Raw genomic sequence first — 24,352 nt, 5'->3', positions numbered from 1 at the left:
GGGTCTCGGTTGTCGTCGTGCGTCCGTCTGTGGGCAACTAGTGGACGCCGACGGTGCGGGTGCGCCGCATCGACAGCACGTACTCGACGAGCTTGATGAGGACCTGCTTGGTGGACTCGCGGTTCCGCGCGTCCGTGTACGTCACGGGCACGTCCTGCGAGATCTGGAGCGCGTCGCGGATGTCCTGGATCTCGTGGAGCTGCTTGCCGTCGAAGCAGTTCACGGCCACCAGGTACGGGAGCTTCCGGTGCTCGAAGAAGTCGATGACCGAGAAGCAGTCGGCGAGGCGGCGCGTGTCGACCAGGACGATGGCGCCGATCGCGCCGCGCACCAGCTCGTCCCACATGAACCAGAATCGGGTCTGGCCCGGGGTGCCGAACAGGTACAGGATCAGGTCCTGGTCGATCGTGATGCGGCCGAAGTCCATCGCGACCGTGGTCGTGGCCTTGTCGGGCACCAGGTTGTTGTCGTCGACGCCCTCAGAGGCGGAGGTCATGATCGCCTCGGTCGTCAACGGGGTGATCTCGGAGACCGAGCCGACCAAGGTCGTCTTGCCGACGCCGAAGCCACCGGCGATGACGATCTTGGCAGAGGTCACACGAGAGGTGTCTGCGGGTGAGTTCATTAGGGTCTATAGCCTCCTGAGTCCACTGAGAACGCGCTCAAGGAGCTCGGTTCCGACCGATCCGTCCACGCCGTCCGCGTCGAAACCGGTGGGTTCGTGCACTGCCAACAAACCGTCGGCCGCCATGTCGGCGACCAGCACGCGGGCGACGCCGAGCGGCACCTCCATGCGTGCGGCGATCTCGGCCAGGGACTGCAGGCGGCCGCCGCACAGGTCGACGATCACCTTCTGCTCCCTGCCGCCGAGGAACTGCCCGGACCTGCCGCGCGCGGTGGTCTCCACCAGCGCTTCGAGGGCGATCTCCAATTGGGGCCGCGTGCGGCCGCGCGTGACCGCGTACGGTCTGACGAGTGAGCCAGTAGGCTCATCACCACCGAGGACCATTGTTACCTCCAACCACGGCACTTGATCCCACAATCCTTGTGCCGCAGTCTTGTCAGTTATCCATGTACCGCGTGCCCGGGGAGGCACCGGCCCGTCGCCTGGGGATGCGACGGAGGGGTTCTTGTTCAGTTCGTCCCACTCGTGCTGCGTTCCGCTCGAATGGAGCCTACCGTGCCGCAACCCGTTGCGCCAAGCGCGCACCGGAAGCGGCCCGGATCAGCTTCGGGCCGAAGGCGTCAGGGCCTGGCCGACCCGGTCGACCAGGAGGGCCATCTCGTAGCCGACCTGGCCCACGTCGCAGTTCTTCGACGCCAGCACCGCGAACGACGAGCCGTCGCTGATGGACATCAGGAACAGGAATCCACGGTCCATCTCGACCACCGTCTGGAGGACGGCGCCGCCCTCGAAGCAGCGGGACGCGCCCTGGGTCAGGCTCACCAGACCCGAGGTCACCGCCGACAGCTGGTCGGCGCGGTCCCTAGGCAGGTCCCGGGAGGACGCCAGCAGCAGACCGTCGGCGCTGACCGCGACGGCGTGGGCCACGCCGGGCACGCGTTCGGCGAAGCCGGCCAGCAGCCAGCCCAGGTCCTGGACCGAGGTTCCACCAGTGCTCATCGTTTGCGCTCCTTAGTAGCGTCTGCCGTGTTGCGGATCAGCGACTCAGTTGCCGTCATTGCCACGTCCTCGCTGCACCCCACGGTGATAGGCCGACAGCAGGCCCCGAATGCCCTCGGGGTTGCGCTTCTGCGCGCTGACGGTCTCCTGAGATTCCTCCACCGCGCCGGGAACGAGGCGTTCCATGGGGCGGCGCTTCGGGAGGCCGACCGTGGTCGTCTCCTCGATGGTCTCGGCGAAGGCGTCGTCGACACGGGACCACCCGTCGTCGGCGGCGGTGCGCCACGCGTAGGACCCGGTGTCGGACTCAGGGGAGGTCAGGCGGCGTCGTTCGAGACCCGAGGCGGCCGGCGACTCGTCGGCGGCGGGGGTGCTCTGCATGGTCGGGCCTTCCGTGGGCTGCGGAGGGGAGGTCGGCGCCGCGTCCCAAGACGGGGCGGGGGACTCGGCCGCACCTGACTGGTCAGCGTAGCGCGGCGGCGTAGCCTCCGCCACCTCTGCAGGTGCGGGCGGGGCCGCCCGGAAGGAGGACTCGGGCGAGTCCTCGACCTTGGCCGCCTCGTCCTCGACCTTCTTCGGCGCGGGGGTGACCGCCTTGAACCAGGCGGACTCCACCTCGCGGAAGATCGGGAGCTCGGTGGTGGCGTCGACGGCCGACACCCGGTCGCGGCGGGCGGCGCGCGGCGCCTCCGTGCCGGACGGGGCCGCGGCGACGTCGGGCCAGGACGGCGGGGCCGCCTCGGGCTCCGGGGTCCACGCCTCCAGCTGGATCTTCGGCAGGGCGACGTGCTCGGAGGAGACGATCTCCCCGGTCACCTCCATGACCTTGCCGTTGGCCTTGCGCTCGTCGGCGAGGCCGCCCGGCCGGAACATGAAGCCCGGCTCCTCCTCGGCGGGGCGCTGCTGCGGGAACGGCTGCGCCTGCGGGAAGGCCTGCGTCTGCTGCGGGCGGTGCACCGAGTACTCGCCGGTGACCGGCTCGACGACCGGCGGCACGTTCGGGCGCGACGGCATCTGCGGCGCGCTCGGCTGCCACGCGGGCGGCGTGGGCTGCGGCGGCGGCGGGGAGTGCGGGGCCTGGGGCGCCGCGGTGTCGAACAGGCCGGCCGGGCTCTCGGGGACCCGCGGCAGCGCGCCGGTGGCCTCCATGCCGGACAGCAGCTCGCCGCGGGTGCCGTTGGCCCCCTCCAGCGGGATGCCGCTGCGCAGGCCGCGCTCGGGGAGCTTCGGCTCGGTCAGGACCGCGTCGCCCAGGATCACCTCGGCGACGGTGCCGCGCTGCTCGCCCGGGCGCAGTTCGACGTGGACCTCGTGGCGCTTCGCGAGGCGCGCGACCACGACCAGGCCCATCATGCGCGAGGACGCGAGGTCGATGGCGTCAGCGGACTCCGACAGCTGCCGGTTGATGTCCTCGATCTGCGCCGGCGGCATGCCGATGCCGACGTCGTTGATGCGGACCCGGATGGCGCCGTTCGGGCTGCCGGCCGTGCGCATCTGCTCGGCCTCGACCAGCACCGGGGACTCCGGCGGGGAGAACGCGGTCGCGTTGTCCATGAGCTCGGCGATGAGGTGCACGAGGTCGTTGACGGCGGCCGGGCGGATCTCCCGCTCGGCCTCCAGGCTGCCGAAGTCGATGCGGGTGTACTGCTCGACCTCGGACTGGGCGGCCTGCAGGATGTCGCCGATCGGGGCCGGGTAGCGCTCCTGGCGGGTGGAGTCCGCGCCGGCGAGCACCAGGAGGTTCTCGTCGTTGCGGCGCATGCGGGTCGCGAGGTGGTCGAGCTGGAACAGCTCGGCCAGGCGGTCCGGGTTCTCCTCGCCGCGCTCCAGGTGGTCGAGGTGGCCGATGAGCCGGTCGACCAGGTTCTGGGAGCGGCGGGCCAGGTTGATGAACATCTGCGAGACGTTGGCGCGCAGGGCGGCCTGCTCGGCCGCGATGCGGATGGCCTCGGTGTGGACGATGTTGAACGAGTGCGCCACGTTGCCGATCTCGTCGCGCTGGTCGATGTCGATGACCGCGCCGGTGTCGGCGGCGACCTCGTCCGGGGTCCGGTTGCCGATGCTCTCCGCGTCGCGCATCTGGGCCACCGCCTGGGGCAGGGACACGTGCGCCACGTCCAGCGCGCCCTCGCGCAGGCGCCGCAGCCCGGTCGCCATGTTGCGGGCGATGAGCAGGGCGATCACGGTCGCGATGACGAACGCCGCGAGGATGAGCACGGCTTCGAGCAGGAGCTGGAAGATCTGCCGGTTCAGGTCGGCGGTCGCGTCGTCGAGGACTTCCTCGGACTCGCTGTTGACGTACTCCAGGCCGTTCTGGAGGATCGCGTTGTACGAGTCGATGACGGCCGCGTTGACCTGCAGCGGCTGCGTGGTGCCGGAGTTGACGGCCTGGTTCTCGAACGTCAGGGCCGCCTCGGCCTCGGCGGTGTTCAGGCCGCCGGGGCTGAAGAAGAACGCGAGCTGCTCGTCGCGGTCGGCCACGGTCTTGAACTCGTCGGCGGCGTTCTCGCGGAGCTTCGCGTAGCCGATGAAGTTCTGCCAGCGCGTGTTGTTGATGAACCGCTTCTCGTTGCCGACGTTGATCGCGATCGCGCGCTCCTCCTCCAGCGTCTCGAGGACGGTGGTGGCGGCGGCGATGGCCTGGAGGTTCCGGGCGATCTCGGGGTCGTTGACGATGCGCGAGGAGATGTCGGTGATCGTCACGAGCTCGTCGACGAGCCGCTGGTAGACGCGGGAGGTCGCGTCGATGGAGACGCCGTCGGGGTTGTCGGCGGCGGCCTGGCGGATCTGGAGCAGGCTCTCGTAGTTCGTCTGCACGGCGTCGATGCGGTTCGAGATGTCGTCCGAGACGTCGGGCAGGGCCTCGGCCTTGGTGTTGAACTGGTCGAGGGCCTCGTCGGTGGCGGCCTGCTGGGCGGCCACGGCGGACTCGTCGTAGTCGGCCTCGTCGATGCCTTCGACGTGGTCCTCGCCGAGCCGCAGGTTGGTGACGAGGAGGGACCGCTCGACCTGGAGGTCGTAGCGGAGTTCCGCCGTGACGGCGTTGAAGTCCACCAGGTCCACCATGTCGGCCGACTCGAACACCCGGTCGGCCAGGTCGTACAGGCGCAGGCCTGCGACGGCGACCAGGACGACGAGGGGCACGAGGAGGATCAGTCCCAGCTTGGACCGGATTCGCATGTCGGCGATGCGGGGCAGGCCGAGCGGTCCTCGTCGAGCCGCTGAACCCGCACGGTTCGAGCTGCGCTTGCTCACCTTGTCTAGCCTCCTGGGGTGGTCCTCTGTGTCAGACCGACGGGCCCGTGCCGGGCCGGGCTCGGTCTCGGGCCGACGGCGCGCGCCGGCTGCCGTCCTGCCGCCGGGGGCGGCGGGGGCGGCATGTGAAGCCCAGCAGATTCCATCATGACGAAAGACGGCGTTGAAATCCAGGGGCGTACCGGAGTACTGAAAGCGGCCCCGTATCGCACCGTGTTACAGGGCGAATCTCAAGAAACGCTGATCTTTCGGACACACGCCTACTTGGTATTCGGCCGTCCGGCTGAGAAGTCCGACTACTCGGCCGATGAGCCTCGATCCAAACGGCCGTCACCTCCTCAGACGAAACGCACCGCCACCGAACGGCGCAGGTCGCGCACGTTGGGTAGTGCCCGATTCGCGGTCTTGGTCCGTTCCGCGGGCGCCTCCGGACGGGCGCGCGTTCCGGACAGATCCCGCGATACGGCGGCCGCGTCCGGGACAACTCGCACATCCTGTGCGACGGTCGGCGCCCCCCGCTCGGGCACGGTTGTCCTACGACGCCCGGCAGGAGGAAGCCCCATGGACCCGCTAGCGGTCACCCTCGAGCACCACCACTTCACGTACGGCTGGCTCAACCCCGCGATGGGCCTCGCCTTCGCCGCGGCCGGGTCCTTCCTCGGCCTGACGGCGTCCCGCTACGCCCGCGCCGCCGCCACCGGCGGCGGTCGCCTCCGCTGGATCCTCATGGCCGCCTTGGCCATCGGCGGGATCGGCATCTGGATGATGCACTTCATCGCGATGATCGGCTTCACCGTCACCGGTGCGGACATCGCGTACGACCCCGCGCTCACCGCCCTGTCGTTCGGGCTCGCGGTGCTCGCGGTGGGAACGGGGCTGTTCGTGTCGGGGGGCAAGCGCGCTGGCTGGCCGCGCCTGCTCCTCGGCGGACTGCTCTGCGGCGCGGGTGTGGTCGGGATGCACTACACCGGCATGGCGGCGGTCGCGACGGGCGGCCGGGTCGTCTACGACCCGGCCCTCGTCGCGGCCTCCGCCGCCGTCGCGGTCGTCGCCTCGACGGTGGCCCTGCGCTTCACGGCGGTGGTCGACCGGCGGGGCTCGATGGCCCTGGCGTCGGGCGTCATGAGCGTCGCGGTCGTCGGCATGCACTACACGGGCATGTCGGCGGTGCGCATCGAAGGCGTCGCGAACGCCGACGTCTCGGGCATCAACCCGCTGATCCTGCTGCTGCCCATCCTGATCCTGGCGCTCATCGCCATCGTCGGCATGGTCTTCGGCGTGCTCGCGTCGCCGAACCTGGACCGACTCGACCGAAATGACCGTCCTAGTGCAACTGTCCGTCTTGCGGATGCCGCCGGACAGTAGTCGTATAAGTTTCGAATCGCGCAGATCGACCGCGCCACATTCCGGATACGGGCACCTGCCTGAGGAGGAAGACCACTGATGGAACATGTGAGTCATTTCACTTACGGGTGGATCAACCCCATCATGTCGTTCGGATTCGCCTTCGCGGGCTCGATCCTGGCGCTGATGTGCATGACCCAGGCCCGCCGGCAGGACGGCACGGTCAAGTCGGCCCGGAAGCGCGTCCGGTGGATCGCCCTCGCCTCGTTCTCGCTGGGCGCCACCGCGATCTGGATGATGCACTTCACCGCGATGATCGGGTTCAAGGTGCTCGACTCCGACATCGCGTACGACCCGCTCACCACCTTCCTGTCCCTGGTCGCCTCCGTCGGCTCGGTGTTCTTCGGCCTCCTGGTCGCCGGCACCGGCAGCCGCGGCACCGTCGGCAAGATCCTCATCGCGGGCCCGCTCACCGGCCTCGGCGTGGTCGTCATGCACTACTCGGGCATGGCCGCCATCAACGTCTCCGGCCACATCAGCCACGACCGCACCTACTTCGTCGCCTCCGTGGCGATCGCCGTCGTCGCCGCGACCGCCGCGCTCTTCTGCGGCATGTTCCTCGACGGCTGGAAGTGGCACACCGCCGCGGGCGTCGTCATGGCGATCGCGGTGTGCGGCATGCACTACACGGGCATGGCCGGCGTCCGCGTCACCCTCTACAACCGGGGCCGCGACACCGTCGAGGGCATCGACCCGATCATGCTCATCCTCCCGATCCTCGGCGTCGCCACGCTCGGCATCATCGTGCTCCTGTTCGCGCTCATGGGAACCACGCCGAAGACCGTGAGCCGCCGCGAGCAGCTCGGCATCCACGTCGAGGACGAAGAGGTCCTCCCGACCGCGACCGGCGCGATCCCCGTGGACCGCATGCGGCCCCAGCAGCAGCGCGCCGCCCGCGCCCCCGGCCGCGTCCGCAACCGCTCCGAGCGCGGCACCGGCTACGTCCCGGACCAGCGCCCGGCACCCGTCCCGGCCCCCCAGGGCCAGGACGACCTCCCCCGCATCGTCCCCGACCACCCCCGCACCCAGCACTCCTTCCAGCAGGCGGACCTCGACGCCACCGCCGAGCGGTACGACGTCACGCGGAACACGCGGGGCCACTGACCCTCGCACCCGGCAAGCAGCCGAAACGGCCCCCGTCCGACACGGACGGGGGCCGTTCCCGCATACCTTATATATATGGGCCGCTACACAACGTCGACACGGCGCGGCCGACTTCCGGTGTACCGCACGCATGGTGACGAACCGATACCATGATGTTCCGAGTCAAAAATCCCGATTTACCCCGGAGGTCCCGTCGTGGCCCAACGGATCCTCGATCCCGCATACCTGGAAGCCTTCCGCGACGAGCTGGTGAACCGGCTCAACCACGTGACGACGTTGACCGAGGCGCTGCAGCCCGGCAACGACCTCGGCTACGAGCCCGGATTCGGGCTGCTCGAGTCCTCGCAGCAGGCGAGGGCCGACTACGGACGCGCGCATGAAGAGGTGTGGAACAACCTCCAGAAGCTCCGGCAGGACTTGTACGGTGCGATCGTGACGCTCAACGACGCCCTCGGCCTCCACTTGGAGTCCGAGGAGCTGAACGTCAACATCCTCAGCGCGCCCGGCGCCGACATCGAGAGCTAGGACCCCTCACCATGAACCGAATCGCCAAGACCTGCACCGCCGCGGCCGCGGCCGGACTCCTGCTGTCCGCTTGCAACGCCGCCGACAGCGCCGACGCCGGGGCGGACGACGCCGCATCGGACCCGGTCTACACCGAGATGTCCACGTGGAACGTGTGCGAGGTGCTCGGCAACCTCCAGCCGATCACCGACGAGATGGGCATCGAAGGCTGGGGCGGCACCAATGCCGAAGGGGGCGAACCGGGTCCGTCCGAACTCGGCAACACCTTCGACCCGGACGCCATCGGCTGCGGCAGCCTGCTCAACATCACCAGCTCCGGCGACTACGTCAACCTCGGCGGCGGTGGCGAACTCAAGGTCAAGCTCGTGCCCACCGAGAGCGCCGACGCGGCCGCCACGGCCTTCGAGTCGCGCGCAGGCAGCGCCCAGGCCGCCGGCTCCGCGGAGGAGGGCTACACCGAGTCCGAACTCGCGGGGAACTGGGACCAGAGCGCCCTGTACGGGTGGACCGGCAGCGCCGGCGCCCACTACCTGGAGGCCATCGGCCAGAGCGGCCAGTGGGTCCTCCACATCCAGCTGAACTACGACCAGAACTTCGGCGAGGAGGACGGCGAGCCCGCGTACTCCTTCACCAGCGGCGAGCTCGCGGAATGGTTCGCGGGGACCTATGCGCCGGAAGTCGAGCAGACCGTGAACGCCGAGATAGCGGAGGTGCAGTGACCATGGGCGACATCGAATTCGCCGGTGAGGCCTACGGGGGCGTGACCGGCCAGAACGAGATCGACGGCCAGGACGCCTCCGCCGACGCGGTCTACCGCAGCCGGACACCGTGCTCGAACTCGAGCTGCACCAACACGGACACCACCTTCGAAGAGGCCTGGATCAAGCTCGTCTCTGCGATCCCCGTGATCGGACAGGTGCAGCGGTTCACCTGCGTCGCGGCCGGGACCGCCGCTCCCACACCGGAAGAGGTCCGGGGACTGGTCGCGCAGGTCCGACCGCAGAACGAGGACAAGCTCGCACTCCGGGAGATCTCCCGCCACTGGGCCGAGTTCAACCGGCTGTTCGCCGTCGATGAGAGCGAGGCCGTCGCCAAGATCCTCGACCAGCGGCTCACCGAGCTGTCGAACGGTTGGCAGGGCAGCGACTTCGACGCCTTCGCCGAGCAGATGGAGACGGTCTTCACCAACTGCGCGCAGATCCAGACCGACATCGGCGACAACACCTCCGGGCTCATCGGGCTCCTGGAGTACAAGGCCGAGGAGATCTTCGCGCTGCAGGGCGGCGAGTCGTACGAGCTCCCCTACCCCGCACCGCAGTACTGGGTGGAGGACGAGGGCGGCCTGTTCTCCGACCCGACCGTGCACCACCGGGTCCCCTTCAAGGAGGGGGACTGCGAGGTCACCGACGGATGCTCGTGGGACGGCGAAGACGACTCGGCGAACCGCGCGATGGAGCTGGGCGGGTTCGACGGCGACTACGCCAACGAACTGGGCCAGTACGTCACGGACCAAACCGAGCGCCACCTCTCGCGGCTCAAGCGCGAGTACCCGGACGCCACGGAGGAGGAGTTGCGGCCGCAGGCCGAGCAGCTCGCCACCCAGGACGGCGACACCCGGGCCAAGCGCGACTACGACTCCGGCTCCCAGGACTACCAGGCCCGCGCGGCCGAGCAGAACGACACCGTCCTGGCCCGCTGGGAGGACGCCGAGATCGCCGCGTCCGAATTCTCCCCCACCGTCGAGACCGTGCAGGACACCACCTTCCGCGAGTCGGGCCAGGACCTCGACGGGGGCGGGTACTCGCCGCCGAGCGGCGGGGACTTCAGCGGGATGCCGTCGAGCTCCGGTTCCGCCGGGCTGACCCCGCCCGCGACGACGACGCCGTTCGGCGGCGGGTCGACCGGTGCGGGCGGGAACTCGTGGACGCCGACGACCGGCGGGGACGAGGAGGTGTCCGGTGGTCTGGCGGGCGGCGGACTCGGCGGCGGCGGGCTGCCCGGAGGCGGTGCCGGCGGCGGCGCGCCCGAGATCCGCGGCGGCGACGGCGGCGGCCGCGGCGGCGGCGGCATGGGGCTGTTCGGTCCCGCGGCCGGTGCGGGGGCCGGTGCCGGGCGAGGCGCCGGCGGGGTCGGCGGGGCCAGGGGCGGCGCCGGGCTCGGGAAGGGCCAGGGGCTGTTCGGCAAGACCGCCGGTGTCGGCGGGGCCGGGATGATGGGCGGCGCCGGTGGACGGCCCGGCGGCGGGAGCGACCAGGACGGCGAGGGCAAGGAGTCCTGGCTGACCGAGGACGAGGACGTCTGGGGCCTGGCGCGCTTCGACGACGAGGACGACCCGCTGGCGTGACCGCGTGAGACGGCGATCGGGCCCCTCGCACGCAGGTGCGAGGGGCCCGATCCGCGTGCAGCGGGTCGTCAGACTCCGGCGTAGCAGTGGACCGTACGAGTGGAGCCCGGAGAAGACCAGGTTGACGGCGGTGAGGCAGCGGGTCCGTCAGACTCCGGCGTAGGAGTGGAGCCCGGAGAAGACCAGGTTGACGGCGGTGAGGTTGAAGAGCATGACCGCGTAGCCGAGGATCGCGATCCACGGCGCGTTCGCCTTCGCGGACCGGCCGGAGACGCGGGCGTGCAGGTAGGCGGCGTAAACGACCCAGGCGATGAACGCCCAGACCTCCTTGGGGTCCCACGCCCAGTAGCGGCCCCACGCGAGGTGGGCCCAGACCGAGCCGGCGATGATGCCGAAGGTCAGCAGCGGGAACGCGAACACGTGGATCTTGAACGTCATGCGCTCCAGCGCGGTCGCGTCCGGGAGCCGCTCGGCGATGCTGAGCGGGAAGCGGACCCGCTTGCCGTCGGAGACGCGGCGGTCATGGCTGCGCTTGAGCAGGTGCAGGATCGCGAAGACGCAGCCGATCATGAGGATGCCGGAGGCGGCGATCGCGGCCGTGACGTGGATGATGATCCAGTACGAGTCCAGAGCCGGGACCAGGGGCCCGGCCTCGGTGTAGACGCGGACCGAGGTGCCGAGGACCATCGTGACCGCGAACGTCGCGAACAGGCCGAGGCGGCGGGGGACGGCGCCGCGGGTGACGAGGACCAGCCAGGTCGCCATGCCCGCGAGGGCGACGCCCACCGTGTACTCGAACATGTTGCCCCACGGCCAGCGCCCGGTGTAGACGACGCGGACGACGATGCTGGCGGCGAGGGCGGCGGTGCCGAGGTAGGTGAGGACGAGGCCGAGCCGGCCGGCGCCGCGGGCGGCGGCGGGGCTGATGGGGGCCTCGGCGGGCGAGGGGGCTTCGGCGCCGGTCCCGGTGACTTCTGCCCCGGTGTCGTCGTCGGCGGTGCCGCCGGCGGTGACGAGGGCCTTGGCGCGCTTGGGCGCCCGCTTGTCGAAGGCGTATTCGACGGCGTAGGCGAACATCGCCGCCGCGTAGACGAGGATCGTGGCGACGAACAGAGCGTTCGCGGCTTCGGCACCGGTCATTGGTCGCTCCCGGACTTGTCGGTGTGGGTTCCCGGCGGCGCGGAGTCGGGTGCGATGGCGGCGGTGAGCTCGTCGCACTCCTCGTCGAGGCCGTCGAAGTCGTTGCGGTTGAGGCCGGCGGTCTCGACGGTGCCGTCGGGGTTCCACCGGATCCAGTAGCGCCTGCGGCGCACGGCGAGCCCGGGCAGGAGGCCGAGCAGGAGGAGGACCGCGCCGGCGAGGACGACGGGGCCGCCCGGGTCGTGGCGGACCTGGAGGACGGCGTACTGCTCGACGCCGTCGAAGGCGAGGCTGCTGCCGTCGGGGAGGGTGAAGCTGTCGCCAACGCCGATGACCTCGACCTCGTCGTTGACCTGCTCCAGTGCGCCGGAGGCGATCTGCTCCTCGTTGACGGCGTACACGGACTCGGGGTCGCCGTCGCCGAGGCCGAGGTCGCCGGTGTACGCGGTGAGGGCGAGGACCGGGTTGTTCAGTTCGGGCTCGGTGCCGAGGAGCATCGCGGTGGAGTCGTCGAAGGTGGGGACGAGGATGGCGTCGAAGCCGACTTCGGCGTTCTCGTCGACGGCGCCGGTGGCGGGGTCGACGTTCGCGTCGGGGAACTTGAAGGCGCCCTCGGAGTTCAGGGCGGCGTCCATGGCCAGGAACTCCTGGTGGAGGGTCTGGGTCTGCCCGTAGCGGTCGGTGTAGGTGACGACGGCGGTGTAGCCGTGGCCGATGAGGAAGACGTTGGTGCCGTCGATGTTCAGCGGGTGGTTGACCTGGAGGTCGTAGTCGCCGGTGTCGCCGTCGATGTCGTAGGCGATGTCGGCGTCGTACGCGGTGGGCCCGCCGTCGGTGAACTCGGCGTCGAAGGCGTCGAGGGTGAGGCAGAACCGCGGGAGCTCGGTCTCGTCGACCCAGGCGCCGAGACCGTACTCGTCGTACTGCTGGAGGTTGTTGCAGTAGGACTTGTCCTCGGAGAGGATGCGGTTGCCGTACCAGCTCATGAGGCTGCCGGCGGCGACGCCGACGAGGATGAAGATGACGCTGGTGTGGAAGACGAGGTTCCCGCTCTCGCGCAGGTAGCCCTTCTCGGCGGCGATGACGACGGTGCCGTCGTCGTGCTCGCGGACGGCGGTGCGCCAGCGCTTCTGCTTGAGGACGGCGCGGGCGCGGCCCTGGTTGGCGGGGCCGTCGAGGACGCGGTGGTACGGGAGGATCGACATGCGGGCGGGGGCGTCGGGGACCTCGGCGCGGAGGGCCTTCCAGTGGACGCCGAGGCGCGGGACGATGCAGCCGACGAGGCTGATCATGAGGAGCAGGTAGATCGCGGAGAACCACGGCGAGGTGTAGACGTCGAAGGCCCACAGGCGGTCGAGCCAGGGGGCGAGGTCGGGGTGCTCGTCGAAGTAGCCGGCGACGTCGACGGTGCTGATGGACCGCTGGGGGAACGTCGAGCCGGGGATGGCGGCGAGGGCGAGCGCGAGGAGGAGGATGAGCGCGGTGCGCATGGCGGTGAGCTGGTGCCACCAGCGGCGCCAGAAGGTGCGGAGGCGCTTGGCGGCCTTGGGTTTGCGCGGTGTCGTGGTCGTGGCGGTCACAGGATGCTCGTTCCGGTGCCGGCGGTGGCGCGCAGCCAGTTGGTGAACTCGCCCCAGGCGCCGGTGGCGAGCATGAGGCCGACGGCGATGAGCATGGCGCCGCCGGCGACGGCGATGGCGCGGCCGTGGCGTTTGAGGAAGTCGAGGGCGCGGGCGAGGCGGTGCATGCCGACGGCGAAGAGCACGAAGGGCAGGCCGAGTCCGGCGCAGTAGGCGATCATGAGACCGATGCCGCGGGCGGTGCCGTCCTGGATGACGGCGAGGCTGGTGATGGCGGCGAGGACCGGTGAGGAGCAGGGGATCCAGGAGAGGGCGAAGACGGCGCCGAAGAGGGGGGCGCCGGCGAGGCCGACGGCGGGGCGCCATTTGGGGGCGTAGCCGCCGCGGGTGGGGATGAGGCCGATGAACATGAGGCCCATGGCGATCATGACGACGCCGGCGGCGGTCTCGAGGGCGCCGGTGTTCTGGAGGAGGGCGCGTCCGGCGCTCTGGAGCGCGAAGACGACGACGGTGTAGACGGCGGTGAAGCCGGCGACGAAGAGGAGGGCGCCGGTGAGGACGCGTCCGGTGCGGCGGTCGGCGCGGGCGTCGCGGTCGAGTTCGGTGCCGCTCATGCCGGTGACGTAGGAGACGTACCCGGGCATGAGGGGGAGGGTGCAGGGGGACGCGAAGGAGACGAGTCCGGCGAGGGCGGCGACGCCGAAGGCGAGGAGGAGCGGGCCGGAGGCGGCGGTCTCGGCGGGGTTCACTCGGCCTCCTCGCGGGCGCGGGGCTCGAGCTGCTTGCGGGAGGGGTTGTCGAGGCGGCGCTTGACGAGCGCGCCGACGGCCACGGCGGTGAGCGCGGCGGTGCCGGCCATGACGGCGCCCTTGGCGGCCTTGCGGATGGTGGGGTCGGACGGCGTGCGCATCAGGTCTCCAGGGCTTTGGTCACGTCGGCGACGATCGTCTCGGTGTCGTAGAACCGGTCGCGCATCAGGTCTCCAGGGCTTTCGTCACGTCGGCGACGATCGTCTCGGTGTCGTAGAACCGGTCGCGCCAGATGGAGAAGACGCGGTGCTCGGCGTCGACGACGATCGTCGCGGGGATGTTGGTCGGGGAGAGCCCGAAGTCGATGAACTGGTCGGCGATGCGGCCGGCCTCGTCGCTGATGGACGGGTACGGGACACCCCAGCGCTCCTCGAACTGCTTGGCGGCGTCGAGGTTGTCGCGGATGTCGACGCCCACGAACTGGACGGGCTGCCCTTCGAAGGCGGCGGCGGCCTCGACGAGGTAGGGGGCCTCGGCGACGCAGGGCGGGCACCAGGCGCCCCAGAAGTTGACGACGAGGACGCTGCCGGCCCAGTCGTCGGTGTCGATCGGGTTCCCGTGGAGGTCGTCGCCGGTGAGGCGGGGGGCGTCGAAGCGGTCGGCGGGGTCCTCCCACCGGTAGTTCGAGCCGTCGCCGGAGACGTACCGGTCGCGGTTGATCTCGTTGACGCGGTTGCTGTCCTGCCCGGTGTCGCTGCACGCCGCGAGGGCGAGCAGGGGCGCCGCGGCCAGCACGGTCCTCCGCCGGAGCCCCACGGTCAGGCGCCCTTGGCCCGCCGGGCCGTCGCCGACTTGAGCACGAGGTGCGCGGCCGGTTCGGAGTACTCGATGCGGGCGAGCGACTCGCCTTCGTAGACGAAGCTGGTGATCGACGCGAGGGAGCACTGGCGGTTGCGCGGGTCGTGCCAGAGGCGCTTGCGCTCGGCGAAGCGGCGGACCGTCCAGATGGGCAGCTGGTGGGAGACGAGGACCGCTTCGGCGCCGTCGGCGGCGGCGCGGGCCTTGTCGAGGGCGTCCATCATGCGGCGCGCGATGTCGAGGTAGGCCTCGCCCCAGGAGGGGCGGAAGGGGTCGCGCAGGCGCCACCAGTAGCGGGGTTCGCGGAGGGCGCCGTCGCCGACGCCGACCTTGAGGCCCTCGAAGGAGTTCCCGGCCTCGACGATGCCGTCGTAGGTGGCGGCGTGGAGGCGGTGCGAGGCGGCGACGGGCTCGGCGGTCTCCTGGGCGCGCTGCAGCGGGGAGGAGCCGACGTGCACGACGTCGCGCTTGGCGAGGCGCTCGGCGGCGGCGAGTGCCATCTCCCTGCCGAGCTCGGACAGGCCGTAGCCGGGGAGGCGCCCGTAGAGGATGCCGTCCGGGTTGTGGACCTCGCCGTGGCGCAGCAGGTGGACGATGGTCTTGGAGCCGCTCATGAGCGCACCTTAGCCGCGGCTTCGGCGGCCGGTTCCAGCGCCTGTTCGATGTGTGACAGGGCTTCCTCGTCGATCGCGGCGGAGGTGAACCAGCATTCGAACGCGCTCGGCGGCAGGTAGACGCCCTGGTCGAGCATGGCGTGGAAGAACGCGCCGTGCGCGGCCGAGTCCTGGGCCTTCGCCTCGGCGAAGTCGGTGACGGGCCCTTCGGAGAAGAACACCGAGAACAGGTTCGAGGGCGCGGACACGTAGTGGGGGACGCCGGCCTTGGCGAGGGCGGCGCCGGCCATCCGCTGGAGCTCGGCGGCCGTGTCGTCGAGCGTCCGGTAGACCGCGTCGTCGCACAGCCGCAGGGTGGCGAGCCCGGCGGCGACCGCGAGCGGGTTCCCCGAGAGCGTCCCGGCCTGGTAGACGGGGCCGGCGGGGCTGATCCGCGACATGAGGTCGGCGCGGCCGCCGAACGCGGCGGCGGGCAGGCCGCCGCCCATGACCTTCCCGTACGTGTACAGGTCGGCGGGCGCGGCGAGGCCGCCGGGGGCGACGCGGAAGCCGGTCATGACCTCGTCGGAGATGAGGAGCGCGCCGCGGGCGTGCGCGACGGCGTACAGCTTCTCGTTGAACCCGTCGAGCGGCTCGATCGCGCCCATGTTCCCGGGGACGGCCTCGGTGATGACCGCGCCGATCCGCCCGGGGTGCGCGGCGAACGCGGCCTCGACGGCGTTGATGTCGTTGTAGGGCACGACGATCGTGTCGGCCGCGGCGGCGGCGGGGACGCCGGGCGAGTCGGGGTGGCCGAGGGTCGCGACGCCGGAGCCGGCCTCGGCGAGGAAGTAGTCGGCGTGGCCGTGGTAGCAGCCGGCGAACTTGATCACCTTGTCGCGGCCGGTCGCGGCGCGGGCGAGGCGGACCGCGCTCATGGTGGCCTCGGTGCCCGAGGACACGAGGCGGACCATCTCGCAGGGGGTGCGCTCGACGATGAGCTCGGCGAGCTCGATCTCGGCGGTGGTGGGCGCCCCGTACGAGGTGCCGCGGGCGGCGGCCTGCGCGAGGGCGTCGACGACCGCGGGGTGGGCGTGCCCGAGGATGAGCGGCCCCCAGGAGCCGACGAGGTCGATGTACGTGTTGCCGTCGACGTCGGTCATGCGGGCGCCGGAGGCCTCCGCGATGAACACGGGCGTCCCGCCGACGCCGCGGAAGGCCCGGACCGGCGAGTTCACGCCGCCGGGGATGACACGGGCCGCCCGTTCGGCGGCGGCCTTCGAGCGGGAGCGGTCGGAGCGCTCCGGTTGCCTGTCAGTCACGGCCTCAGCATCGCACACGCGACGCGGGGCGCGCGGGAGCGGCGGCGGCGGGCGTGCAGCCCGGCGCCGCGTCCGCGTAAGGCGACCGCGCGCAGCCGCGGCGGCTCGAAGGCGACCGGGCGGACCAGCCGGTCGGCGAACCGGGCGGCGATCGGCGCGGGCGCGGTCTCCGGGTCGGGGCCGGCGAGGAGCCAGCGCAGCGGCGCGGGGACCCGGTACACGGCCTGGTCCATCGCGGGCCGCTCGATGACCACGAGCGCGGCGTCGACGAGCTCGACGAGTGCTTCGAGGCTGCCGTCGCGCTGGCGGCACAGGTCGAGGACCTCGTCGACGCTGGCGCCGTGCTCGCGGGCGGCGAGTTCGAGCAGGACCGCGCGGGCGGGGCCGGAGATCGCGGCGACGGCCGCGTCGATGGCCTCCCGGAAGCGCCCGCCCGCGTCGAGGACGGCGACCGGGTCGTCGCGCAGGCGCCGCAGGGCGGCCTGGGGCGACGCGAGCGCGACGAGGTCGGCGAGCGCGAGGAGCGCGGGCGGGAAGTTCTCGACGGCGGCGGCGAGGCCGCGGCAGTCGGCGGCGGTCCACGGCGCGCCCCGGTCGGCGCAGAACCCGGCGAGCATGGCGGCGCCGACGCTTTCGGCGGGCGGGTCGAGGGCGCGCTTGACGGCCCCGGGCAGGTCCAGGGGCCGACGGCCGACCGCGAGGAGGTGCAGGTCGGGGCAGGACTCCAGGAGCACGAGCAGGTCGTTGCGGCGTTCGGCGCCGAGCTGGTCGGTGCCGTCGACGACGAGGAGGGCGCGGCGGTCGCGGAAGTGCTCGATGACGGTGTCGATCGGGGCGCGCAGCGGCTCCGAGCGCAGGTCCAGGGCGTCGAGCAGGGCCCGGCCGAGGTCGGGTCCGGCGTCGGAGTACCAGACGCCGTGCTCGTAGCAGGACAGGCGCTTGCGGGCCCAGGCCTTCGCGAACGTGGTCTTGCCGCAGCCGGGGAGTCCGCTGAGGGCGACCATGCGGCCGACGGCGAAGGCCCGGTCCAGTTCGCGCGCGTCCTCGGGCCGCTCCACCGGGGGCTTCAGCGCGTGCGGGAGGTTGTGGCGGCGCGGGCGGACCCGCGGCGGCGGGAAGTCCCAGGGCAGTCCGGGCGCGGTGATCTGGACCAGTTCGGTGGCGCCGGGCAGCCCGCGCAGTTCGAAGTCGCCCAGGCGGCGCATCGCGTCCGGCGGCAGCCCCGCGGCGGCGGCGAAGTCGGCGGACGCCAGGATCTGGTCGCCGTGCGCGGCGGAGCAGATCCGGGCGGTCCGGTGCACCTCCGGGGTGGCGTACCCGCCCGCGGAGGGCCAGGCCTCGCCGGTGTGCAGTCCCATGCGGACGGGTGGGCGCAGCGGGGCGCCGTCCTGTTCGGGCCAGTCCGAGCCGTGGAGGGCGGCCTGTATGCCGACCGCGGCGGCGCAGGCCGCGGCCGCGTCGTGGAAGGCCACGAAGAACGAGTCGCCCTCGGTGTCGACCTCGACGCCGCCGGCGTCCCGCAGGACCTCGCGGACCAGGGCCCGGTGGCGGTGCAGGACGACCCGGTAGCGCTCGGCGCCGAGCCCGGAGGCCAGGCGCGTCGAGCCCTCGATGTCGGTGAACAGGAACGTCACGTCTCCGGCGGGCAGCGGCTCCCGCCGCGCTCCGGCGGCGCCGCCGGGGCCTCCCTGAGGGCCGGCCGCAAACGGCCTAGTGGCGCCGTCGCCGCCGAGGCCTCCCTGATGTCCAGCCATAAAGGTCCCAGGCGCGCCGTCGCCGCCGGGACCTCCCGGGGGTCCGGCCATAAAGGTCCCAGGGGCGCCGTCGCCGCCGGGACCTCCCGGGGGTCCGGCCATAAAGGTCCCAGGGGCGCCGTCGCCGCCGGGACCTCCCGGGGGTCCGGCCATAAAGGACGCATACCGATATTCCGATGTCTCATTCGCGAGCGGCTCAAGAGAGGTGAGTGCGGCGTGCGATGCCGTTGTCGTATCCACGTGTCGGTCAACTTTCGTTCAGCCCCCGTATGCCGGGCTGTGGCGCGCTGGTGCGCGGGCACAATTGCCCAGCGGCCTCACAGTGTCACCCCCATCTCAGTCGGTTACCTGCCGTGATGGGAACTGGCACTCCGCATGGCCGTGTCTCCTGCCCTTCCGCGGACGTGAGCCCTTCTCGACGCGGGTTTGCTCGTGGCAACCACCGATCCGCTATAGGGAACGATCCGAGCGCCCGCTGGTAGCGGGCTGCCGACAGAATTGTTCCCCGTCAGGCGTTGCCCGCGGGAACGAAACTAGGGAATACTCGCATTCAGCGCGGTCCCGCCACGGCGGCGCGCACCCGCCGGCGTCCGGGTGCATACTGGGCGCTCCGACGCGCCGCCGCACCAGCACCGCGCGCACTCCCGCCCCCCGATCGGGCCGCCCCGATCGAGAAAGGACGACCCGCTCCCGTGCCGCACCTCCTCCGCCGCATCGCCCTCCTCCCCTGGCGCGCCCTCAAGGCCGCCGGCAGGGGCGCCCGCGCCGCCGCACGCGCCGCCCGACGGGGCCTCGGCGCCGCCGGCCGCGCCCTGCGGGCCCCGGCGGGCCGCCTCGGAGTCCAGGCGTCCCTCACGGCCCTCGCGGTCGCGGGCGCGCTCGCCGCCGGATGGCTCGTGGTCCCCGGCGCCGGGCCCGCCTGGTCCTTCGGCACCGAGCCGGAGCCCGAGGCAGAGGAGGCCCCGCTCGTCCTCACCCCCGAGGACGCGCCCGACGGGGGCCGCCCCGCCGAGACCGACCCGATCGAGGAGGTCGGCACCGCCGCCCCCGGCGACACCACCACCACGCCCGCCGGCGCCACCGACCTCGACTCGTGGGCGCGCGACCTCGCCGCCCTCGGCATCCCCGAGCGGGCCCTCGTCGCCTACGGCCGCGCCGAGCTCGTCTCCGCGGTCGAGAACCCCGGCTGCCACCTCTCCTGGACCACCCTCGCCGGCATCGGCGCCACCGAGACCACCCACGGCACCACGAACGGCAACCGGATCCAGGCCGACGGCACCACCGTCACCCCCATCCGCGGCTCCGGCTACGACGAGATGGGCCCCATGCAGTTCCTCCCCAGCACCTGGGAGTCCTGGAAGGCCGACGGCGACAAGGACGGCCTGTTCAACCCCGACGACATCGACGACGCGGTCACCGCCGCCGCGAACTACCTCTGCCACGGCGGCCGCGACCTCACGACCCCGGCCGGCTGGCAGGCCGCCGTCCACTCCTACAACCCCAGGGACGACTACGTGCAGAAGGTGTTCGACCGCGCCGACCAGTACGGCCGCGCGAGCACCGCCTGAGGGCGCCCCCCGATCACTGCGATCTGTGAACAGGGGGTTCCGTTCGGTGACGATTTCGGGTAAGGATAAGAGATGCCCCTGAAGCAGCTCGCTCCCGGCGAGATGACGGACGACGACCTCCGCGACTGGTGCTCGGTGCTCAACGACATGACCGCCGCGGACATGCCGGCCGAGCCCCGCTGGCGCACCGACTCGCTCCGCGAGTACCTGACCGCGACCCTGCCCGAGGACCGGCGGCACCTGTTCCTCGACCGCGACGCCGACGGCGACCTCGTCGGCCACGCCGCCCTCATCCTGTTCGGCGGCGAGCAGGCCGGCACCGGCGTCGTCGAGATGTCCACCCGCCCCTCCGCGCGCGGCAAGGGCGTCGGCACCCGCCTGCTCCGCGCCGTCGCCGAATGCGCCAAGGCCGGCGGCTGCCGGACCCTCTCCGTCGAGGTCATCGCCACCACGCCCGCGGTCGGCTTCTACGACCGGCACGGCTTCGCCCGCTCCACCGTCGAGCAGCGCCACCTCCTCCGCTGGGCCGAGATCGACTGGGAGAAGATCGAGCACGCCGCCGGGCGCCTCGCCGCCGGGTACCGCCTCGAATACCACGCCGGCGGCGTCCCCGACCGCCTCATGGACTCCTACGCCGACGTCAAGGCCAACCTGCGCTCCGCGCCCGGGAACGTCGCGTTCGTGCCCGAATGGCGCGGCTCCGCCTACGCCCCGGGCCTGCGCGACTCGTTCCAGACCCTCGCCTCCCGCGGGATGCGCTCGCACATCGCCGTCGCCGTCTCCGAACCGTACGGGAACGTCGTCGGCCTCACCGAGCTCGTCGTCTCCGCGCAGCGGCCCACCCGCGCCGACCAGTACGACACCGTCGTCGCGCCCGCCCACCGCTCCTACGGGCTCGCCATGACCATGAAGGCCCGCCTCCTCACCGAGCTGCGCCGCGCCGAACCCCAGCTCGTCGACGTCCAGACCTGGACCCTCGACACCGCCGACGACGTCCGCTGGATCAACGGCGAGCTCGGCTTCGTCCACGACGTCGACTGGTACGACTACGAGGCCGACGTCGACAAGCTCCTCGCCCGCCTCACCCGCCCGGCCTGACCCGGGCCGCGCCGCGACCCGCGGTACCGCAACCGTTTGCGAATCTTCTTTACACTGAGAGTCATGCACCCCCGGCAGGCCAGGTTCGAGGACGCGCGCCCCGACCGGCGCGTGATCGTCGTGGGCAACAACGGACTCACCCTCAGGTTCATCAAGAACCTCATCGACAACTTCGCGTTCCACGTCATCGCCGTCATCCCCACCGGACCCGGCGGCCAGCGCGACGAGATCCGCCGCGCCTCCCAGGAGAACCGGCGCCTGTCGGTCCTGGAGGCCCAGCAGGTCGGCGCCGACACCATCCGCGAGGCCGGGCTCACCGACGCGTACGCCGTGGCCCTCATGGACCAGAACGACGTCGGCAACCTGCACCTCGCGCTGAAGATCCGCGAGATGTCCCACTACCTCGGCGACGAGACCCTCCCCCGCCTCGTCATCCGCATGTACAACCGCGGCCTGCGCGACCACATGCAGAAACTCCTCGGCGACGACGGCGTGTTCGTGAAGTCCGACGCCGACATGGTCGCCCGCACGTACGCGGCCGCCGCCCTGGAGCAGATCCCGCCCGGCGACATCGACATCTGGGGGCGGCGCCTGTACCTCGCGCGCGCCGCCGACCCGCGCGCCCAGGCGCAGTGGGTCGTCGCCGCCGGCAACGAGTTCGGCGTCGACATGATCCCCGTCGACGCCGACGAGGCCGTCCGGCTGCTGTGCCTGGAACCGGTCGCCGCCCGCCGCTGGGTCGGGCCCATGCTGGAGGCCGCCGCCGGATGGTTCCGGCAGTCCCTCCACACGCTGCGGCGCACGTTCAGCAGGGGCCTGTGGATGGCCGCGGCCGTCCTCATGGCGGTGATGCTCGGCGGCATGACGACCCTCCTGACCGTCAACAGCCTCAACGCGGCCCGCAAGACCGACGGCGACTTCTGGGACGCGCTCTACATGCTCGCGATGATGGCCGCCGGCGGCGCCGACCCGGACACGACCGACCACTGGGAGCTGCGCCTGACGCACGTCGTCGTGGTCGTCTCGGGCGCGCTGCTCATCCCGGTCGTCACCGGCGCGATCGTGCAGGCCGTCGTCGAGCGCCGGTACGCGCTCGCGGAGGGCCGCATGGTGCGCGCGGTCCGCGACCACGTGATCGTGGTCGGCCTGGGCAACATGGGGACCCGCGTGGTGGAGACGCTGCGGGAGCGGCGCATCCCGGTGGTCGCGATCGAGAAGGACCGCGAGGCGATCGGCGTGCGGGCGGCCCGGGCCGCGGGCGCGCAGGTCCTCCTCGGCGACGCGAGCCGGCCCGGGACGCTCGAGGAGGCCGAGGTGAAGTACTCGCGGTCGCTGGTGGCGATGGCGAAGCAGGACTCGGCGAACCTGGAGGCGGCCCTGTCGGGCCTGGAGTGCAGGCCGGACCTGCGCACGGTCATGCGGATCTACGACCCCGAGTTCGCGTCCCTGATCCGGCGCAACCTGAACAAGAACCGGTCGCTGCACGAGGCGTCGCAGCACTCCTCGTACAGCGCCCCGCAGGTCGCGGCGGGCTCGTTCGCGCGGGAGCTCACCGACGACGAGATCCTGGAGACCATCCCCGTGCGCGGGCAGATCGCGTACATCGCCGAGGTCACCGTCGAGGAGAGCGCGTGGCTCGACGACGTCCCCGCGCACAAGGCCGCGGCCCCGGGCTCGCGGCGGCTGCTCGCGGTGCGCCGAGCCTCCGGGAGCATCCGGTGGAACCCCGACGACGGGTTCCAGATCATCTGCGGCGACACCCTCCTGATGCTGGTGACCCGCAGGGGCCTCAACGAGATCCGGGAGTTCTGCCAGCCGCGCGACCCGGCCGCGGCCGGCACGCACCGGCACGTGCTCGACTAGGGCTCACTGAAAGCCTTGCGGCGGCGCACCGGGCCGGGCCGGGCCGGCGCCGGACCGCGCTGCACTGCACCGCGCCGCGTGTGACTCTCGCCGGTTCGTGCGAGGGCGCGCAACTTCCGGACCGCACCGCACCGCGCTGCACCGCCTGTGACCCCCACCGGTTCATGACCACACCACACCACACCATCTGTGACCCTCGCCGGTTCGTGCGACGGCGCGCAACTTCCGGACCGCTCGCTCGTTTCAACCGTGGAAGCATCTCTCACGGAAGGGGCCGGCAGTGGCGGCGAGCGAGCGGAGACCGCGGGCGGAGCACGGGAAGCGGCGGCGCCGCAAGGCCGTCCTGGCGGCGAGCGCGGGGGCGCTGGCCCTCGGCGGTGCGGCGGTGGTGGTCCCCACGGCGTTCGCCGACGACCCGGTGACCGAGGTCCTGGCGGGCGCCGCCGAGATCCTCCCGGTGGACGACTCGCTGCTGGGCCTGGTCGACGTGGGCGAGGTCAAGGAGCTCACCGAGTCCCTGTCGTACGCCGACGCGCAGGACGCGGTCACGGTCTCGGGCCCCGACGCCGGGTACGTGAAGGTCCACTTCGAGCGGCTGCTGCTGAACGCGGGCGACTACGTCACGGTGTCGAACCCTGAAGGGACCGAGTCGTACCGGTACGAGGAGTCCCTGGTGGACGGCTGGGCGACCTCGATCACCGGCGACACCGCGGTCGTGGAGCTGCACCGGGCCGAGTCGAGCCCGGTCTCCGACGCGCTCGGCGTGGTCATCGACCGGGCCGCGTACGGCTTCGCCGCTGACGTCGTCGACGCCCTCGCGGCCGAGCGGGCCGACGCGGCGCGCCCCGAGGAGAGCCTGTGCTCGGGCGACGAGAAGCGCCGCTCCGCCTGCTACCGGACCTCGTATCCGGAGGTCGTGGAGCACGCGGAGCCGGTGGCGCGGCTGCTCATCGACGGGACCGTGCTGTGCACGGCGTTCCGGGTGGGCGAGGAGAACCGGCTGCTGACGAACCACCACTGCTTCACCGAGACGTGGGAGGCGAAGCAGACCGAGGTGTGGTTCGGGTACGACTGCGTCACCTGCGGCGCGGACACCGCGAACATCCCCGTGAAGGTCGCCGGGCAGCAGGTCCTGAAGACTTCGAAGCCCTTGGACTACACGTTGTTCAGCGTCGAGGACTTCTCGCGGATCGACCAGTTCGGGTACCTGGAGCTGTCCGACCGCGCGGCCGCGGCCGGCGAGGCGATCTACATCCCGCAGCACCCGGCGGGCCGGCCCACGGAGATCGCGATGGAGTCGTCGGTCGACGGCGGCAACTGCGTGGTCAAGGACCCCGTCTACGACGGGTACGTCGCCGGCAGCGACGTCTCGTACTTCTGCGACACCGAGTTCGGGTCCTCCGGGTCCCCGGTGATCTCCCGCGACACCCACGAGGTCGTCGCGCTCCACCACTTCGGCGGCTGCCCGAACTCCGGCGTCAACGCCCAGCTGATCCGCGCCGAGATCGGCCACCTGATCTAGGGACTGCGACCCCGCCCCGGGACTCGCGAAACGGCGGCGGNCCGCCCCC

General features: G+C 71.8%; 21 protein-coding genes. 9 read left to right on the top strand and 12 right to left on the bottom strand.

From position 1 onward, the window contains the following. Positions 1–37: 37 nt before the first annotated feature. From ABD419_RS15980 to ABD419_RS15965, 4 genes are all read right to left on the bottom strand, one after another. Complete coding sequence (locus ABD419_RS15980) at positions 38–625, bottom strand: GTP-binding protein (RefSeq protein ID WP_344488115.1); 588 nt, start codon at positions 623–625, stop codon at positions 38–40. A 6-nt stretch (positions 626–631) separates the two neighbouring features. Continuing rightward, a complete protein-coding gene (locus tag ABD419_RS15975) occupies positions 632–1,009 on the bottom strand; it encodes a DUF742 domain-containing protein (RefSeq protein WP_344488264.1) in 378 nt (125 codons plus the stop codon). Positions 1,010–1,225: 216 nt separating this feature from the next. Next, a complete protein-coding gene (locus ABD419_RS15970) occupies positions 1,226–1,624 on the bottom strand; it encodes a roadblock/LC7 domain-containing protein (RefSeq protein WP_030161947.1) in 399 nt (132 codons plus the stop codon). 45 nt (positions 1,625–1,669) lie between these two features. Beyond that, entirely contained in the window at positions 1,670–4,804 is a 3,135-nt protein-coding gene (locus ABD419_RS15965) for a sensor histidine kinase (RefSeq protein ID WP_344488113.1), read from the bottom strand. Positions 4,805–5,440: 636 nt separating this feature from the next. Between ABD419_RS15965 and ABD419_RS15960 the strand changes: the two genes are divergently transcribed. The 5 genes from ABD419_RS15960 (at position 5,441) to ABD419_RS15940 (ending at position 10,256) form a co-directional block, all read left to right on the top strand. Next, positions 5,441–6,244, top strand: coding sequence for an MHYT domain-containing protein (locus ABD419_RS15960; protein WP_344488111.1), 804 nt, complete (start codon positions 5,441–5,443; stop codon positions 6,242–6,244). A gap of 78 nt (positions 6,245–6,322) precedes the next feature. Beyond that, complete coding sequence (locus ABD419_RS15955; RefSeq protein WP_344488109.1) at positions 6,323–7,387, top strand: MHYT domain-containing protein; 1,065 nt, start codon at positions 6,323–6,325, stop codon at positions 7,385–7,387. 195 nt (positions 7,388–7,582) lie between these two features. Beyond that, a complete protein-coding gene (locus ABD419_RS15950) occupies positions 7,583–7,912 on the top strand; it encodes a hypothetical protein (RefSeq protein WP_344488107.1) in 330 nt (109 codons plus the stop codon). An 11-nt stretch (positions 7,913–7,923) separates the two neighbouring features. Beyond that, complete coding sequence (locus ABD419_RS15945) at positions 7,924–8,631, top strand: hypothetical protein (protein WP_344488105.1); 708 nt, start codon at positions 7,924–7,926, stop codon at positions 8,629–8,631. A gap of 2 nt (positions 8,632–8,633) precedes the next feature. After that, positions 8,634–10,256, top strand: coding sequence for a hypothetical protein (locus ABD419_RS15940; RefSeq protein ID WP_344488103.1), 1,623 nt, complete (start codon positions 8,634–8,636; stop codon positions 10,254–10,256). A gap of 147 nt (positions 10,257–10,403) precedes the next feature. On the opposite strand, the gene ccsB is transcribed toward ABD419_RS15940, so the two are convergent. From ccsB to ABD419_RS15900, 8 genes are all read right to left on the bottom strand, one after another. Beyond that, on the bottom strand, positions 10,404–11,396 hold the full coding sequence (gene ccsB / locus ABD419_RS15935) for a c-type cytochrome biogenesis protein CcsB (protein ID WP_344488102.1): 993 nt from the start codon (positions 11,394–11,396) through the stop codon (positions 10,404–10,406). Continuing rightward, on the bottom strand, positions 11,393–12,976 hold the full coding sequence (gene resB, locus ABD419_RS15930) for a cytochrome c biogenesis protein ResB (RefSeq protein ID WP_344488100.1): 1,584 nt from the start codon (positions 12,974–12,976) through the stop codon (positions 11,393–11,395). The genes ccsB and resB overlap by 4 nt, the downstream gene beginning before the upstream one ends. After that, positions 12,973–13,725 (bottom strand): cytochrome c biogenesis CcdA family protein, encoded by a 753-nt coding sequence (locus tag ABD419_RS15925; RefSeq protein WP_344488098.1) that lies wholly within the window; start codon positions 13,723–13,725, stop codon positions 12,973–12,975. Before ABD419_RS15925 ends, resB begins: the two co-directional genes overlap by 4 nt. After that, positions 13,722–13,886: a hypothetical protein gene (locus ABD419_RS15920; RefSeq protein ID WP_344488096.1), complete on the bottom strand. Its 165-nt coding sequence runs from the start codon at positions 13,884–13,886 to the stop codon at positions 13,722–13,724. Before ABD419_RS15920 ends, ABD419_RS15925 begins: the two co-directional genes overlap by 4 nt. A 64-nt stretch (positions 13,887–13,950) precedes the next feature. Next, the gene (locus ABD419_RS15915) at positions 13,951–14,520 is read right to left on the bottom strand and encodes a TlpA family protein disulfide reductase (protein WP_344488094.1); all 570 of its coding nucleotides are present in this window, start codon (positions 14,518–14,520) and stop codon (positions 13,951–13,953) included. A 23-nt stretch (positions 14,521–14,543) separates the two neighbouring features. Beyond that, entirely contained in the window at positions 14,544–15,197 is a 654-nt protein-coding gene (locus ABD419_RS15910) for a histidine phosphatase family protein (RefSeq protein WP_344488093.1), read from the bottom strand. Beyond that, the gene (gene hemL, locus ABD419_RS15905; protein ID WP_344488091.1) at positions 15,194–16,498 is read right to left on the bottom strand and encodes a glutamate-1-semialdehyde 2,1-aminomutase; all 1,305 of its coding nucleotides are present in this window, start codon (positions 16,496–16,498) and stop codon (positions 15,194–15,196) included. The genes ABD419_RS15910 and hemL overlap by 4 nt, the downstream gene beginning before the upstream one ends. Further along, positions 16,495–18,132, bottom strand: coding sequence for an adenylate/guanylate cyclase domain-containing protein (locus ABD419_RS15900; RefSeq protein ID WP_344488089.1), 1,638 nt, complete (start codon positions 18,130–18,132; stop codon positions 16,495–16,497). Before ABD419_RS15900 ends, hemL begins: the two co-directional genes overlap by 4 nt. Positions 18,133–18,944: 812 nt before the next feature. Between ABD419_RS15900 and ABD419_RS15895 the strand changes: the two genes are divergently transcribed. The 4 genes from ABD419_RS15895 to ABD419_RS15880 all read left to right on the top strand — a co-directional run bounded on the left by ABD419_RS15895 (position 18,945) and on the right by ABD419_RS15880 (position 24,303). Continuing rightward, positions 18,945–19,820, top strand: a complete 876-nt coding sequence (locus tag ABD419_RS15895) for a lytic transglycosylase domain-containing protein (protein WP_344488088.1) — start codon at positions 18,945–18,947, stop codon at positions 19,818–19,820. 72 nt (positions 19,821–19,892) lie between these two features. Continuing rightward, on the top strand, positions 19,893–20,918 hold the full coding sequence (locus tag ABD419_RS15890; RefSeq protein WP_344488086.1) for a GNAT family N-acetyltransferase: 1,026 nt from the start codon (positions 19,893–19,895) through the stop codon (positions 20,916–20,918). 63 nt (positions 20,919–20,981) lie between these two features. After that, entirely contained in the window at positions 20,982–22,781 is a 1,800-nt protein-coding gene (locus tag ABD419_RS15885) for a potassium channel family protein (RefSeq protein WP_344488084.1), read from the top strand. Between the two features lie 280 nt (positions 22,782–23,061). Further along, entirely contained in the window at positions 23,062–24,303 is a 1,242-nt protein-coding gene (locus ABD419_RS15880; RefSeq protein WP_344488082.1) for a trypsin-like serine peptidase, read from the top strand. Positions 24,304–24,352: the final 49 nt, after the last annotated feature.

The sequence above is a fragment of the Glycomyces endophyticus genome (assembly GCF_039531525.1).
GTDB classification, from domain to species: Bacteria; Actinomycetota; Actinomycetes; order Mycobacteriales; family Micromonosporaceae; genus Glycomyces; species Glycomyces endophyticus.
This window is presented reverse-complemented; position numbering and strand designations above follow the sequence as displayed.

Excerpts from the sequence above, each read along its gene's own strand:
- ABD419_RS15955 (WP_344488109.1), top strand. The coding sequence starts at position 6,323 with ATGGAACATGTGAGTCATTTCACTTACGGGTGGATCAACCCCATCATG.
- ABD419_RS15910 (WP_344488093.1), bottom strand. The coding sequence starts at position 15,197 with ATGAGCGGCTCCAAGACCATCGTCCACCTGCTGCGCCACGGCGAGGTC.
- ABD419_RS15940 (WP_344488103.1), top strand. The coding sequence starts at position 8,634 with ATGGGCGACATCGAATTCGCCGGTGAGGCCTACGGGGGCGTGACCGGC.
- ABD419_RS15965 (WP_344488113.1), bottom strand. The coding sequence starts at position 4,804 with ATGCGAATCCGGTCCAAGCTGGGACTGATCCTCCTCGTGCCCCTCGTC.
- ABD419_RS15970 (WP_030161947.1), bottom strand. The coding sequence starts at position 1,624 with ATGAGCACTGGTGGAACCTCGGTCCAGGACCTGGGCTGGCTGCTGGCC.
- ABD419_RS15920 (WP_344488096.1), bottom strand. The coding sequence starts at position 13,886 with ATGCGCACGCCGTCCGACCCCACCATCCGCAAGGCCGCCAAGGGCGCC.
- ABD419_RS15890 (WP_344488086.1), top strand. The coding sequence starts at position 19,893 with ATGCCCCTGAAGCAGCTCGCTCCCGGCGAGATGACGGACGACGACCTC.
- ccsB (WP_344488102.1), bottom strand. The coding sequence starts at position 11,396 with ATGACCGGTGCCGAAGCCGCGAACGCTCTGTTCGTCGCCACGATCCTC.
- ABD419_RS15945 (WP_344488105.1), top strand. The coding sequence starts at position 7,924 with ATGAACCGAATCGCCAAGACCTGCACCGCCGCGGCCGCGGCCGGACTC.
- ABD419_RS15975 (WP_344488264.1), bottom strand. The coding sequence starts at position 1,009 with ATGGTCCTCGGTGGTGATGAGCCTACTGGCTCACTCGTCAGACCGTAC.
- ABD419_RS15885 (WP_344488084.1), top strand. The coding sequence starts at position 20,982 with ATGCACCCCCGGCAGGCCAGGTTCGAGGACGCGCGCCCCGACCGGCGC.
- ABD419_RS15960 (WP_344488111.1), top strand. The coding sequence starts at position 5,441 with ATGGACCCGCTAGCGGTCACCCTCGAGCACCACCACTTCACGTACGGC.
- ABD419_RS15980 (WP_344488115.1), bottom strand. The coding sequence starts at position 625 with ATGAACTCACCCGCAGACACCTCTCGTGTGACCTCTGCCAAGATCGTC.